Annotated in this window: 14 protein-coding genes; 1 reads left to right on the forward strand and 13 read right to left on the reverse strand. The window is 71.7% G+C overall.

The annotated features are described in order from the left end of the window. Positions 1–100: 100 nt before the first annotated feature. From D0T12_RS09035 to D0T12_RS36425, 6 genes are all read right to left on the reverse strand, one after another. On the reverse strand, positions 101–1,918 hold the full coding sequence (locus D0T12_RS09035; protein ID WP_233525928.1) for a phosphoenolpyruvate carboxykinase (GTP): 1,818 nt from the start codon (positions 1,916–1,918) through the stop codon (positions 101–103). Positions 1,919–2,105: 187 nt separating this feature from the next. Beyond that, on the reverse strand, positions 2,106–3,185 hold the full coding sequence (locus tag D0T12_RS09040; RefSeq protein WP_117399062.1) for an ABC transporter ATP-binding protein: 1,080 nt from the start codon (positions 3,183–3,185) through the stop codon (positions 2,106–2,108). After that, positions 3,182–4,009, reverse strand: coding sequence for an ABC transporter permease (locus D0T12_RS09045; RefSeq protein ID WP_117399063.1), 828 nt, complete (start codon positions 4,007–4,009; stop codon positions 3,182–3,184). The genes D0T12_RS09040 and D0T12_RS09045 overlap by 4 nt, the downstream gene beginning before the upstream one ends. A gap of 3 nt (positions 4,010–4,012) precedes the next feature. Further along, complete coding sequence (modA, locus tag D0T12_RS09050) at positions 4,013–4,804, reverse strand: molybdate ABC transporter substrate-binding protein (RefSeq protein WP_117399064.1); 792 nt, start codon at positions 4,802–4,804, stop codon at positions 4,013–4,015. Between the two features lie 5 nt (positions 4,805–4,809). Continuing rightward, positions 4,810–5,214 (reverse strand): TOBE domain-containing protein, encoded by a 405-nt coding sequence (locus D0T12_RS09055; protein ID WP_117399065.1) that lies wholly within the window; start codon positions 5,212–5,214, stop codon positions 4,810–4,812. Between the two features lie 94 nt (positions 5,215–5,308). After that, positions 5,309–6,457 carry a nucleoside 2-deoxyribosyltransferase domain-containing protein gene (locus D0T12_RS36425; RefSeq protein WP_117399066.1) on the reverse strand — a complete coding sequence of 383 codons (1,149 nt, stop codon included), beginning with the start codon at positions 6,455–6,457 and terminating at the stop codon, positions 5,309–5,311. A 107-nt stretch (positions 6,458–6,564) separates the two neighbouring features. Here D0T12_RS36425 and D0T12_RS09065 point away from each other — a divergent pair, with 107 nt between their 5' ends. Next, complete coding sequence (locus tag D0T12_RS09065) at positions 6,565–7,170, forward strand: hypothetical protein (RefSeq protein WP_147339458.1); 606 nt, start codon at positions 6,565–6,567, stop codon at positions 7,168–7,170. Between the two features lie 11 nt (positions 7,171–7,181). Here D0T12_RS09065 and der read toward each other — a convergent pair whose 3' ends face one another. The 7 genes from der to D0T12_RS09100 form a co-directional block, all read right to left on the reverse strand. Beyond that, positions 7,182–8,570, reverse strand: a complete 1,389-nt coding sequence (gene der, locus D0T12_RS09070) for a ribosome biogenesis GTPase Der (RefSeq protein ID WP_233525930.1) — start codon at positions 8,568–8,570, stop codon at positions 7,182–7,184. A gap of 37 nt (positions 8,571–8,607) precedes the next feature. After that, positions 8,608–9,270 carry a (d)CMP kinase gene (cmk, locus tag D0T12_RS09075; RefSeq protein ID WP_117399069.1) on the reverse strand — a complete coding sequence of 221 codons (663 nt, stop codon included), beginning with the start codon at positions 9,268–9,270 and terminating at the stop codon, positions 8,608–8,610. Positions 9,271–9,322: 52 nt separating this feature from the next. Continuing rightward, positions 9,323–10,441 carry a prephenate dehydrogenase gene (locus D0T12_RS09080; protein ID WP_233525931.1) on the reverse strand — a complete coding sequence of 373 codons (1,119 nt, stop codon included), beginning with the start codon at positions 10,439–10,441 and terminating at the stop codon, positions 9,323–9,325. A 79-nt stretch (positions 10,442–10,520) separates the two neighbouring features. Continuing rightward, positions 10,521–10,883 carry a chorismate mutase gene (aroH, locus tag D0T12_RS09085; protein ID WP_117399070.1) on the reverse strand — a complete coding sequence of 121 codons (363 nt, stop codon included), beginning with the start codon at positions 10,881–10,883 and terminating at the stop codon, positions 10,521–10,523. A gap of 52 nt (positions 10,884–10,935) precedes the next feature. Then, entirely contained in the window at positions 10,936–11,667 is a 732-nt protein-coding gene (locus D0T12_RS09090; protein ID WP_117399071.1) for a pseudouridine synthase, read from the reverse strand. Next, the gene (gene scpB, locus D0T12_RS09095) at positions 11,664–12,239 is read right to left on the reverse strand and encodes an SMC-Scp complex subunit ScpB (protein WP_117399072.1); all 576 of its coding nucleotides are present in this window, start codon (positions 12,237–12,239) and stop codon (positions 11,664–11,666) included. Before scpB ends, D0T12_RS09090 begins: the two co-directional genes overlap by 4 nt. Next, a complete protein-coding gene (locus D0T12_RS09100; RefSeq protein WP_233525998.1) occupies positions 12,232–13,107 on the reverse strand; it encodes a segregation and condensation protein A in 876 nt (291 codons plus the stop codon). Before D0T12_RS09100 ends, scpB begins: the two co-directional genes overlap by 8 nt. Between the last annotated feature and the right edge of the window lie 45 nt (positions 13,108–13,152).

Here is a 13,152-nt window from a genome sequence, read left to right on the forward strand (position 1 = left end):
AGGTTCATCGGGAGGCGTCCGCCCGCCGAGGTCGTCGGCGGGCGGGCGCGCGGCGGCGTGCCGGTCTCCGGTGTGGCTCCTGCCTCGGTGAGGCGGAGGGTCAGTGCTCCAGGCGGCGGACGAGATCGTGGTACTCGTCCCACAGCGCCTTCGGCATGTGGTCGCCGAACTTCTCGAAGTGCTCGGGGACCAGGGCGGCCTCCTGCTTCCACACCTCGGTGTCGACGGACAGCAGCGTGTCGAGGTCGGCGTCGTCGAGGTCGAGGCCGTCGGTGTCGAGCGCCTCCCGGGTCGGCAGGTGCCCGATCGGGGTCTTGACGGCGTCGGCCTGCCCGTTGAGCCGCTCGACGATCCACTTCAGGACGCGGCTGTTCTCGCCGAAGCCGGGCCAGATGAACTTGCCGTCGGCGTTCTTGCGGAACCAGTTGACGTAGTAGATCCGCGGCAGCTTCTCGGCGTCGGTGGCCTTGCCGATCTCCAGCCAGTGGCCGAAGTAGTCGCCCATGTTGTAGCCGCAGAACGGCAGCATGGCGAACGGGTCGCGGCGCAGTTCGCCGACCGTGCCCTCGGCGGCGGCGGTCTTCTCGGACGCGACGTTGGCGCCGAGGAACACGCCCTGCTGCCAGTCGAACGACTCGGTGACGAGCGGGACCGCGGACGCGCGCCGCCCGCCGAACAGGATCGCCGAGATCGGGACGCCCTTCGGGTCCTCCCACTCGTCGGCGATGATCGGGCACTGCCCGGCCGGGGTGGTGAAGCGGGCGTTCGGGTGGGCGGCCGGGGTCTCGGAGTCCGGGGTCCAGTCGTCACCGCGCCAGTCGGTGAGGTGCGCGGGCGGCTCGTCGGTGAGGCCCTCCCACCACACGTCGCCGTCGTCGGTGAGCGCGACGTTGGTGAAGATGCTGTTGCCCCACAGCGTCTTCACGGCGTTGGCGTTGGTGCTCTCGCCGGTGCCGGGCGCGACGCCGAAGAACCCGGCCTCCGGGTTGATGGCGTAGAGGCGGCCGTCGTCGCCGAACCGCATCCAGGCGATGTCGTCGCCGATCGTCTCGACCTTCCAGCCGGGGATGGTCGGCTCCAGCATGGCGAGGTTCGTCTTGCCGCACGCCGACGGGAACGCGGCGGCGACGTACCGGGTCTCGCCGGTCGGGGGCGTCAGCTTCAGGACGAGCATGTGCTCGGCCATCCAGCCCTCGTCGCGCGCCATCGTGGACGCGATGCGCAGCGCGTAGCACTTCTTGCCGAGCAGCGCGTTGCCGCCGTACCCGGACCCGTAGGACCAGATCTCACGGGTCTCGGGGAAGTGGGTGATGTACTTGGTGGAGTTGCACGGCCATTTCACGTCTTCCTGGCCGGGCTCCAGCGGGGCCCCGACGGAGTGGACGGCCTTGACGAAGGTCCCGCGTTCCTCGATGAGACGCAGCGCGTCCGTGCCCATCCGCGTCATGATCCGCATGGAGACGGCGACATAGGCGGAGTCGGTGATCTCCACGCCGAGCTGGGAGATGTTGCCGCCGAGCGGGCCCATGCAGAACGGCACCACGTACATGGTGCGGCCCTTCATGCAGCCGTCGAACAGGCCGCCGAGGGTCTCGCGCATCTCACCGGGCGCGATCCAGTTGTTGGTGGGACCGGCGTCCTCCTCCTTCTCGGAGCAGATGAACGTGCGGTCCTCGACGCGGGCCACGTCGGTCGGGTCGGACGCCGCGTAGAAGCTGTTGGGTCGTTTCGCCGGGTCGAGCCGCGTGAGCGTGCCCTGCTCCACGAGGAGACCCGTCAGCCGCTCCCATTCGGCGTCCGAGCCGTCGCACCATTCGACGCGGTCCGGCTTGGTCAGCTCGGCGATCCCGCGTACCCACTCCGTCAGTTCGCTGTGGCCGGTAGGGGGTTGATCAAGGCCGGGGACCTGGTTGGACACGGGCAACTCCTTCAGCTGTTCGCAGGATGTTTGCATGATGAACAAGACGCGCTGTTTTTGCCATTTGGTCTGGACCAATCCCGCCCATATTTGATGCTTCCTGCCCGATTTGTGATTGATCTCACTGGTACGGGACGGGACGTGCGTCACAGTGCGCGTTCCGGGGCGGGACCAGCCAGGGATGCGCTCAAGCTGGGTAAACGTGGGTCTCGGTGGCCTTCACGGCCGCCCAGACCGCGCGGCCCTCGGACAATTCGAGCTCCGCGACGGCCGCCGGGGTCACCTCGGCGACGGCGTCGAAAGGCGGCCCGGACAGCCGGATTCGGACCCGGTCGCCGTGCCGTTCGACCGCGTCGACGCGGGCGCGCCACAGGTTGCGGGGGCTGCCGTCGGGACGGGTCCGGTACAGCGCCACCGAGGACGGCGCGAACGCCAGAAAGACCTCACCTTCGAGTGAGTCCGCGGTGTCGAGCGTCCAGGTGGGTCCGGTGGCGGCGTCTCCGAGCGTGACCGTGCCCGCCTCCGCGCGTCCCCGGTACAGGTTCAGTCCGACCAGGCGCGCGACATAGTCGGTGCGGGGCCTGCGGGCGACGTCGGCGGGCGTTCCGTCCTGGACGAGGCGTCCGTTCTCGACGACGACGATGCGGTCGGCCAGCACCATCGCGTCCAGCGGGTCGTGGGTGACCAGGACGGCCGCGCCGGGGAATCCGGTGAGATGGCGGCGCAGCGCGGCCCTGATCTCCATTCGCGTGTGGACGTCGAGGGCGGCGAGCGGCTCGTCCAGCAGGAGCAGCCCCGGCTCGACGGCGAGCGCGCGGGCGAGGGCGACGCGCTGCGCCTGCCCGCCCGACAGCGCCCGCGGCCGGGCGGAGGCGAACTCCGCCAGCCCGACGCGGTCCAGCCACTCGGCCGCGCGGCGCCGGGCCTCGCGGCGGCCCGCCCCCTGGCTGCGCGGCCCGAACGCGACGTTCTCCAGGGCGCTGAGATGCGGGAACAGCAGGTAGTCCTGGAAGACCATGCCGATGCCACGGCGTTCGGGCGACAGCGGGCGCAGGTCCTCGCCGTCCAGCCGGATGTGGCCACCGGCCATCATGACGAGCCCCGCCAGGGCGCGCAGCGCGGTGCTCTTGCCCGCCCCGTTCGGGCCGAGCAGCGCCACGACCTCGCCGGGCCCGGCGGTGAGCGCCAGATCTAGGTCGAACGCGCCGCGCCGCACCACCAGCCGCGCGTCCAGCCCCCTCACTCCTTGGTTCGCTCCGCTGGTCATGTGGGGTTCAGCCACCGGTCTCGAAGGGCCGCCAGTACGACCACCGACACCGCCAGCAGGACGAGGCTCAGCACGATCGCGGCCTGCGGGTCGGTCTCCAGGGCCAGGTAGACGGCCAGCGGCATCGTCTGCGTCCGGCCCGGGAAGTTGCCCGCGAACGTGATCGTCGCGCCGAACTCGCCGAGCGCCCGCGCCCAGCACAGCACGGCCCCGGCGGCGATCCCGGGCGCGACGAGCGGCACGGTCACCCGCCGGAAGACCGTCCAGCGGCCCGCGCCGAGCGTGGCGGCGGCCTCCTCGTACCGCGGGTCGGCGGCGCGCAACGCGCCCTCGACGCTGATCACCAGGAACGGCATCGCCACGAACGCCTCCGCCAGCACGACCCCGGCGGTCGTGAACGGGAACGTGATCCCGAACGTGCCGTCGAGCCACGCGCCGACCAGCCCGCGACGGCCCAGCACGAGCAGCAGCGCGACGCCGCCGACCACCGGCGGCAGCACCAGCGGCACGGTCACCAGGGCCCGGACGAGCCGGACGCCGGGAAACGGGACCCGCGCCAGCGTCCAGGCCAGCGGGACGCCGAGCAGCAGGCACAGGAAGGTCGCCAGGGTCGCGGTGACCAGCGACAGCCGCAGCGCGTCGAGCACCTGGTCCTGCATGAGCCGGGTGCCGAGCGTCGACCACGGGGCGCGGACGAGAAGCCCGGCGAGCGGCAGGACGAGGAAGGCGAGACCGGCCAGCGCGGGCAGCAGCAGGATCCACGGCGGCCGACCGACGGGCCTGTCGAGATCTTTCACGGGCCGACGTCTTTCACGGGCCGACATCCTTCACGGCGCCTCGAAACCGGCCCGGCTCAGCACCGCCCTGCCCCGCGTGCCCAGCACGAGCCCGATGAACTCCTTGGCGAGCGCGGGGCGCGGCGCGTCGGCGACCTCCACGATGGGGTACTCGTTGACGGCGCGTGCCGCCCCCGGGAACTCGATGCCGACGACCTTGCCGCGCGCCGCCCCGACGTCGGTGCGGTAGACGAGCCCGGCGTCCGCCTCCCCCAGGCCGACCTTGGTGACAACGGCCTTGACGTCCTGCTCCAGCGACACGGGCTCGACGTCGACGCCCGCCGTGCCGAGCGCCGTCCGTGCGGCGGCCCCGCACGGCACGGGCGCCGCGCACAGCACGACCTTCAGGCCCGGCCTGGACAGATCTCCCACCGCGCGGACCTTGCCGGGGTTGTCCTTGGGAACGGCGATGACCAGGCGGTTCCCGGCGAACACCCGGGGCCGTCCGGTGGCGTCACCGGCGTCCGTGACCGTCTTCATCGTGGCGGGGCTCGCGGACGCGAACACGTCCGCCGGGGCGCCCTGGGTGATCTGCCGCGCCAGCGACGAGCTTCCGCCGAAGTTGAACCTGACCCGGACGCCGGGACGGCCGTTCTCGAAAGTCTTGCCGAGTTCGGTGAACGCCTCGGTCAGCGACGCCGCGGCGAACACCGTCAGCGTCCCGCCGTCAGCGCCGTCGCCGCCCGTTCCGGACGACCCGTCGCCCACGTCGCCGCAGGCCGCCAAGGGCAGCGTCAGCAGGAGAAGGAGGGCGGAGACCCGCGCGACCCGCACGTGCACGATCCTCCTCAGTCGGGGAGCTCGACGACGACGTTCGTGGACTTCACCACGGCCTCGGCTACCACGCCCACTTGCAGCCCGAGGTCGTCGGCCGCCTCACGGCTCATCAGGGACACGACGCGGAACGGCCCCGCCTGGATCTCCACCTGCGCCATCACCCCGTCCCGGACCACGTCGGTCACGATGCCCCGCATCCGGTTGCGCGCCGAGGAGAACCGCTCGCTCCGCTCGTCCGGGGCGGCGCCGCGGCGCGCCTGCTCGCGCACGAACAACGCCAGGTCGGCCGCCGGGACGAGGCGGTGCCCGTGATCGTCGCGGGACGCGGGAAGCCGCCCGCCGTCCACCCACCGCCGGACGGTGTCCGCGCTCACGCCGAGGAGCGCCGCCGCCTCACTGATCCTGAACGTCGTCACGCCGCCCAGGATAACCCGTCGCAGATTCGAGCTGAAGAACGTCCCAGAGACGGCTAATGCACGTTGGGAGACCTAGACGCGGTCGCAGATGCGGTCATGTTCTTCGGTGCAGGGCCTCTGTGATCATGCCGAGGCAGGCCCAGTCCACGAGCCGCTCCCGCAGGATCCGCCCGAACGGGACCACCTCGACGTAGGTGCGCTCGCTGTCGGCGGCCACGCCGTGCGGCCCGGACGCGCGCAGCCGCGCCACCTCCTCGCCGGTGATCTCGGCGGAGAACAGATGCGCCCGGTGCACGGACATCGTGGGGTTCACCTGCCGTGGCCCGTGCTCGCGCAGCCGCGCCGGCTTCACCACGAGCCCGGTCTCCTCCGCGATCTCCGCCAGCGCGACCTCCGCCGGTCCCCCGGCGCCCGAACCGCCCGGGAGTTCGTGGACGAACCCGTTCGCGCACGGGCTCCGGAACTCCCGCACCAGCACGATCTCCGTCTCGTCGAGCGTCTCGGCTGGCCGGTACAGGACGGCGACGGAGATGTCCGGACGTCCGAACACGACCTCGTTGTCCTTCACCCGGTCCTCGGCGGCCACATGCATCCGGACGTGCAGCCCCCAGTGCGTGCCGAACCGGAACACCACCCGCGCCCCGAGCAGCGTGTTGCCCGCCGCCCGCTGGCCCGCGTACCAGCGCCGCAACGCCCTGTCGCGCCACAACAGCAGCGGGATCTCCCGTTCCCCGCCCGTCCGGGACGCGCCCGAGCCGATCCGGTCGAGCGCCGCCGCGATCGTCGCCGGGAGGTCGGTCGCCGTCGGCACACCGAATTTCTCGGCGTAATGCAGCAGATAGCGGTTCTTAGGCGCCTCTGGCGGCGCCCCGAAGACGACCCGGCCGCTGTCGTGCCACATGCCCCACTCCACGTTCGTCGTGAACGCGGGCATCGTCGTCAGATCACGCGGCACATAGAAGATCACCTCGTCGGACAGGTTCAGGCAGCGTTCCTCCCACTCGATCTGCCCCGTGTAGTCGTCGTGGACGCCGTGCCGGTGCTCCGGGACGAACACGACGAGCCGCCCGTTCGCGAGGTCCCAGCGCTCACGCAGGGCGGCGACCGCCTCCGGGCGCCACGACGGATCCCCGGCCGAGCGGGGTGTCGGACCGGCGAGGAAGACGGCCGCCTCCCAACGGTCCGGCGGGTTCTCGTGGGTGTAGACGACGTCCACGCCGGTCACCGCGCTGTCGGCTCCCATACGGGTTCGCTCCTCTCACCACCACCGTGTGGAGTGGTCTCGTCCGGGTAGGGGGTGATTGAAACCAGAACCAACCAGAACCAAACGCCCGGTCAGGAGGAATGATCATGACTGGGACCATGCGCGCACCACGCTCCCGCGGCGGCCTCAGCGGAACGCTCCTGGTGTTGCTCGGTCTCTGGGGCGGCCTGCTGCCCTTCGTCGGCCCCTACTTCGACTTCGGCTTCGCCCCCGACGACCCCTGGGTGTACGACACCGACCGGCTTCAACTCACCATCGCGCCCGCGGTGGCCGTGGTGGTCGGCGGGCTGATCCTGCTCGCCGCCGCCAACCGCGTGTTCGCCGTGTTCGGAGCCTGGCTCGCCGCGCTCGGCGGCGCCTGGTTCGCCGTCGGCTCCTCCGTCGCCACGCTCTGGGACGTGCCCGGCATCGGCGCCCCGCTCGGAACCGGCGAAACGCAACGCGTCGCCGAACAGGTCTCCGGGTTCACCGGGCTCGGTGTCGCCATCGCGTTCTTCGCCGGGCTCGCGCTCGGCCGGTTCGCCGTGATCGGAGCCCGGGAGAAGATGACGATGGACGAGCACCGGCCGACCGATTCGAACACCACCCGGCCGCTCGTCTACGGACGGTACGCGCGGGAGAACGTACCGTCCGCGAAGGAACCCTCGCACGGTGACCGGCGCATCGCCGGAGAGACGCGCTTCGACGGCTGAGGGCCCCGGCACTACTTCTTGGCCTTGAACCGCTTCTCCCGGATCTTCATGGCGATGTCGAGCGGCGTCCCGGGGAAACCGAACTCCTCCCGCAGGCGCCGCTCGATGAACCGCCGGTACCCCTCCTCCAGGAAGCCGGAGGTGAACAGCACGAACCGCGGCGGCCGCACCCCCGCCTGCGTCGCGAACAGCACCCGCGGCTGCTTCCCGCCCCGCACCGGGTGGGGGTGCGAGCTCACCAGGTCGGCGAAGAACTGGTTCAGCTTCGACGTCGGGACGCGGGTGTTCCAGCCCTCCAGGGCCGTCTCGATCGCGGGGACGAACCGGTCCATGTGCCGCCCGGTCTTGGCGGAAACGTTCACGCGCGGCGCCCACCGGGCGTGGTGCAGCTGCCGGTCGATCTCGCGCTCCAGGTAGAGGCGGCGCTCCTCGTCCAGCAGGTCCCACTTGTTGTAGGCGATGACCAGCGCACGGCCCGACTCGATCACCATGGAGATGATCCGGAGGTCCTGCTCGGCGAGCTGCTCCGACGCGTCCACCAGCACCACCGCGACCTCGGCGCGCTCCAGCGCCGACCGGGTGCGCAGCGTCGCGTAGAAGTCGGCGCCCTGGTTCTCGCGGTGCCGCCGCCTGATCCCGGCCGTGTCGATGAACCGCCACGTCCGGCCGCCGAGGTCGATCAGCTCGTCGACCGGGTCACGGGTCGTGCCCGCCACCGAGTCCACGACGGCGCGGGTCTCCCCCGCCACCTTGTTCAGCAGGCTCGACTTGCCGACGTTCGGGCGGCCGAGCAGCGCGATCCGGCGCGGCCCGCCCGTCTCCACGTCGAACGTCTCCGGCGGCGCCTGCTCGGGCAGCGCGGCGAGGACCGCGTCGAGCAGGTCGCCGCTGCCGCGCCCGTGCAGCGCGCTGACCGGGTGCGGCTCGCCGATGCCGAGCGACCACAGCAGCGCCGCGTCCGACTCGACGGCCGCGTTGTCGACCTTGTTGGCGACCAGCACCACCGGTTTCCCGGACCGGCGCAGGATCTCCACCACGGCCTCGTCCACGTCGGTGGCGCCGACGGTGGCGTCCACCACGAACATCACGACGTCGGCCAGGTCGACCGCCAGCCGGGCCTGTTCCGCGATCGCCGCGGCGAGGCCCACCGAGTCCGGCAGCCACCCGCCGGTGTCGACGACGGTGAAGCGGCGGCCGCTCCACGCCGCGTCGTAGGCGACCCGGTCGCGGGTCACGCCCGGAACGTCCTCCACGACGGCCTCACGGCGGCCCAAAATCCGGTTGACCAGGGTGGACTTGCCGACGTTCGGGCGTCCGACCACCGCCACGACCGGCGCTGGGCCCTCGTCGGCGGCGACGTCCTCGACGACGTCGACGGTCTCGATCTCATATTCGCTCACTGTGACATCCCCGCGGGGGCCGACCCGGCCACCCGTTTCACTCATGCTCTTTGGCGAGGCGGACGACCGCCTCGATGACCTCGGCGAGACTCAGGTCCGTCGAGTCGATCTCGTGCGCGTCGCCCGCCCTGGTCAACGGCGACGCCGCCCTGGTCGAGTCGAGCCGGTCCCGCCGCGCCTGCTCCGCCCGCGTGACGGTCACCGTCGCGCCCGGATCGGCCGCGAGGTCCTTCGCCCGGCGCAGGGCCCGCGTCTCCTCGCTGGCGGTCAGGTACACCTTGACGGGCGCGTCCGGCGCGACGACCGTGCCGATGTCACGCCCCTCCACCACGATCCCCCCGGCTCCGATGATCTCGCGCTGGAGCTCGACCATCCGGGCGCGGACCGCCGGGACGGAACTGACGGCGCTGACCGCGTTCGTCACCGGACGGGTACGGATCGGGCCCGACACGTCCGTGCCGTCCACCATGATCGTCGGCGCGTCCGGGTCGGTGCCGGACACGATGACGGGCTCCGCCGCGCGGGCCGCGACGGCGCCCGCGTCGTCCACCGGGACCCCGTGCTCCAGCATCCACCACGTCACGGCGCGGTACATGGCGCCGGTGTCCAGGTAGCGGAGGCCGAGCGCGCGGGCGACCCCTTTCGACGCGCTGGATTTGCCCGACCCGGAGGGTCCGTCCATGGCGATGACGAGCGGCACGATCGAATCCCTCTCTAGTTCGTCGGACCAGGCTACCGGCCTCGCGGCACCGTCACGGCCCGGCGCCTCCGGCCGGGGACGGGACGGACCAGCCGCGGCCCCGCAACTCCGCCGCGAGCCGCTCCGCCTCCTCCGGCACCACCGCGATCTCCAGCACACCCACGGGACGGCCCGGCGAATGCTCGATCGTCACGTCCTCGATGTTGACACCCGCGACACCCGCCGCCTGAAACACCATCGCCAGCTCGCCGGGACGGTCCGGGATCACGACCTGGACGATCGCGTACGCGGACTGGTCACCGCCGTGCTTGCCCGGAATGCGTGACCGGCCCGCGTTCCCGCGCAACAGCAGGTCCGCCACGTGCGCGGCGGCCTCGTCGCTGCCGTCGCGCAGCAGCGACGCGGCCACCGCAAGATCGGTCGCGACCGCCTCCAGCACCTCCGCGACGGGCACGGAGTTCGCCGACAGGATGCCGATCCACAGCCGCGGGTCGCTGGCCGCGATCCGGGTCACGTCCCGGACGCCCTGACCGGACAGGCCGAGCGCCACGTCGTCGGCGCCGGTTAGCCGCGCCGCGACCGCGGCCGACACCACGTGCGGGCCGTGCGACACCAGCGCCACCGCCCGGTCGTGCTCGGCGGCCTCGACCTCGACGGGCATCGCGCCGCACGCCTCCGCCAAGGCCCGGACGACCGCGACCGTCGCCGCCGACGCCTCCGGAGTCGCACACAACGCCCACGGGCGCCCCAGGAACAGGTCGGCGCGGGCCGCGCCCGGCCCCGACCGTTCACTGCCCGCCAGCGGATGCCCCGCCACGAACGTCGACAGGTCACAGCCCAGCTCCGCCGCCTGCGCCAGCGGCAACGCCTTCACGCTCGCCACATCCGTGTAAGCCGTGGCCAAGCCGCGTTTCTGCGCGTCCAGCAGCGTCACCGCCACCGCCGCGGGCGGCACCGCCAGCACCGCCAGATCGGCGGGCTCCGCGCGTGCCGCGTCCGGCAGCGGCTCCCCGGCGCCGAGCTCGACCGCCAGCCGCAGCGCGCCCGCGTCCCGGTCGGTCAGCAGCACCTCGGCGCCGCGCTCCCGCATCGCCAGGGCGATCGACGTCCCGATCAGGCCCGTCCCGACCACGACGACGCGCCGCACCTCCACACCCTCAGTCACGGCCAAAACCCTACTGTGCCCCCGCCCATGCCTCACTACGCTCGGGCGCTATTGCGCGATGTCCATGCCTCACTACGCTCGGGCGCTATTGCGCGATGTCCATGCGCAAAGCCGTCGCGCCCCTCAGGTAGACGTGCTGGACGTCCGAGCGGGGACGGTCGGTGTCGATGTGCGCCATCAGCCGGATCACGCGGGGCAGGGAGCCGGGGACGCCGATCTCCGTCGCGCACAGCAGCGGCACCTCGTGGAAGCCGAGCTTGCGGGCGGCGAGCGCCGGGAACTCCGCCGTCAGATCCGGTGTCACCGTGAAGATGACGCTGATCACGTCTTCGGTGCTCAGCCCGTTGCGGGCCATCACCTCCGCGACGAGCTCCGTCGTCGCCTCCAGGATCTGGTCCCGGTCGTCGGCGTCGATCTGCGTCGCTCCACGGACCGCGCGTACCGCCACAGTCGTCGTCCTCCCCTGTTCGGTGCCTGTTCGCCTCGTGCGCCGCGCCGCGCTACAGCCCGACGGCCTTGTACAGTTCCCCGATCTCCCGCACGGTCAACGCCCGCATCGTGCCCGGTCGCAACGATCCCAGCTTGACCGGCCCGAACTCGGTGCGCGCCAGCTGCTGGACGGGGAACCCCACTTCCTTCAGCAGCCGCCGGACGATGTGCTTACGTCCCTCGTGCAGGGCGATCTCGACGAGAACGCGCTTGCCGACCTGGTCGAAGACCCGGAAACGGTCGGCCTTGGCGGGCCCGTCGTCCAGCGTCACGCCCGCCCTGAGCCGCTTGCCGAGGTCACGCGGGATCGGGCCGTGGATCTCCGCCAGGTACGTCTTGGTGACCCCGTAGGACGGATGCGTGAGCCGGTGCGACAGCTCCCCGTCGTTGGTCAGCAGGATCAGGCCCTCGGTGTCGGTGTCGAGCCGCCCGACGTGGAACAGCCGCTCGGGCACCTCCACGTAGTCGGCGAGGGACTTGCGGCCCCGTTCGTCGGACATCGTGGACACCACGCCGCGCGGCTTGTTGATCGCGTAGTAGCGCATCTCGGCGCGGGTCTCGACCCGTTTGCCGTCCACATGGATGATGGCGCGCTCCGGGTCGACGCGCTCACCGAAACGGAACACCTTCTTCCCGTTGACGGTGACGCGGCCCTCGCCGATCAGTTCCTCGCAGTGGCGGCGGCTGCCGATCCCGGCCTCGGCCAGGACCTTCTGCAGCCGCACGCCCTCTCTGTCGCTCACGTGTCCTCAACTATGTCTTCTGGCAGGTCGTCGGGAAGGTAGGGGGCCAGCTCGGGCAGCTCGTCCAGGTCGCGGAGCCCGAGCCGTTCCAGGAAGTACCCGGTGGTGCGGTAGAGGTGCGCCTGCGACTCGGGATCCTGGCCGACGTCCTCGATCAGGCCGCGCAGCGTCAGCGTGCGCATGACCCCGTCGCTGTTGACGCCGCGGATCGCCGACACCCTGGCCCGGCTCACCGGCTGCCGGTAGGCGACGACGGCGAGCGTCTCCAACGCGGCCTGGGTGAGCCGCGCCTGCTGCCCGTCGGTGACGAACCGCTCCACGACCGGGGCGCACACGTCCCGGGTGTAGAACCGCCAGCCTCCGGCGACCTCCCTGAGATCGAACCCGCGGCCCTGGGCGGTGTATTCCGCGGCCAGCTCGCGCAGGGTCTCCGCGATCTCGCCGCGGGGACGTTCCAGCAGCTGCGCGAGGGTCATCTCGGTGACGGGCTCGTCCACCACGAGCAGGATCGCCTCGATCGACGCGCGCAGCCCCGGAAGCTCCGGCGCGTCCGCGCCGGGTCCGTCAGTCATCGTGTTCCTCGTCCTTCTCGTCCTTCTCGTCTCTCGGGTCCTTGGCGGGGGCGCCCTCGTAGTCGTCGCCGACCTCCACGTCGCCCTCGTCGGAGCCGATCCACGTGATGTGCAGCTCGCCGAGCGGCTCGTCCTGCTCGAACGTGACGTTCCGGTCGCGGTACAGCTCCAGCACCGCCAGGAACCGCGCGACGACCTCGTAGAGGCCGTCGGCGTCGGACGCGATGACGCGGAACGTCGTCCGGCGGAGCCGACGGAGCTTCTCCACGACGATCGCGGCCTGTTCCTTGACGCTGGCCTTCGGCTGGTAGATGTGCTCGACGGACACCGAGGGCGGCTCTTTCGGGGTGAGCGCCTTGGCGGCGAGCCGGGCGAACTCGTCAGGTCCGAGGCCGAGCAGCACCTCCGGCAGCACGTTGGCGAACCGGGGCTCCATCGGCACCAGGCGCGGGAACCGCCGGTTCGCGTCGGCGATCCGCGCCGCCATCACCCGCGCGACCTCCTTGTAGGCGCGGTACTGCAGGAGCCGCGCGAACAGCAGGTCGCGGGCCTCCAGCAGCGCCAGGTCCTCCTCGTCGTCGACCTCACCGGACGGCAGCAGCCTGGCGGCCTTGAGGTCCAGGAGCGTCGCGGCGACGAGGAGGAAGTGGCTGGCCTGGTCGAGGTCCCAGTCCTTGCCGTGGGCGTGGATGTGCGCGATGAAGTCGTCGGTGACCTTGTGCAGGGACACCTCGGTGATGTCGAGCTTGTGCTTGGAGATCAGCCCGAGGAGCAGGTCGAACGGGCCGTCGAAGTTGTCCAGGTGGACGTGGAAGCCGTGCTGCTCCTCCTCGGCTCCCTGCCCCGGCTCCGGCGGCGTCTCGTCCACGTCGCTCACGGTAGCGGAGGCCGTCTCCCGCACTGTGCTCACCGG

The organism is Actinomadura spongiicola, assembly GCF_003432485.1.
Lineage (GTDB): Bacteria > Actinomycetota > Actinomycetes > Streptosporangiales > Streptosporangiaceae > Spirillospora > Spirillospora spongiicola.

Bases quoted from the DNA above. Each gene is read 5' to 3' on its own strand.
- D0T12_RS09040 (WP_117399062.1), bottom strand. From the start codon at position 3,185: ATGACCAGCGGAGCGAACCAAGGAGTGAGGGGGCTGGACGCGCGGCTG.
- D0T12_RS09045 (WP_117399063.1), bottom strand. From the start codon at position 4,009: ATGTCGGCCCGTGAAAGACGTCGGCCCGTGAAAGATCTCGACAGGCCC.
- D0T12_RS36425 (WP_117399066.1), bottom strand. From the start codon at position 6,457: ATGGGAGCCGACAGCGCGGTGACCGGCGTGGACGTCGTCTACACCCAC.
- D0T12_RS09065 (WP_147339458.1), top strand. From the start codon at position 6,565: ATGACTGGGACCATGCGCGCACCACGCTCCCGCGGCGGCCTCAGCGGA.
- scpB (WP_117399072.1), bottom strand. From the start codon at position 12,239: ATGACTGACGGACCCGGCGCGGACGCGCCGGAGCTTCCGGGGCTGCGC.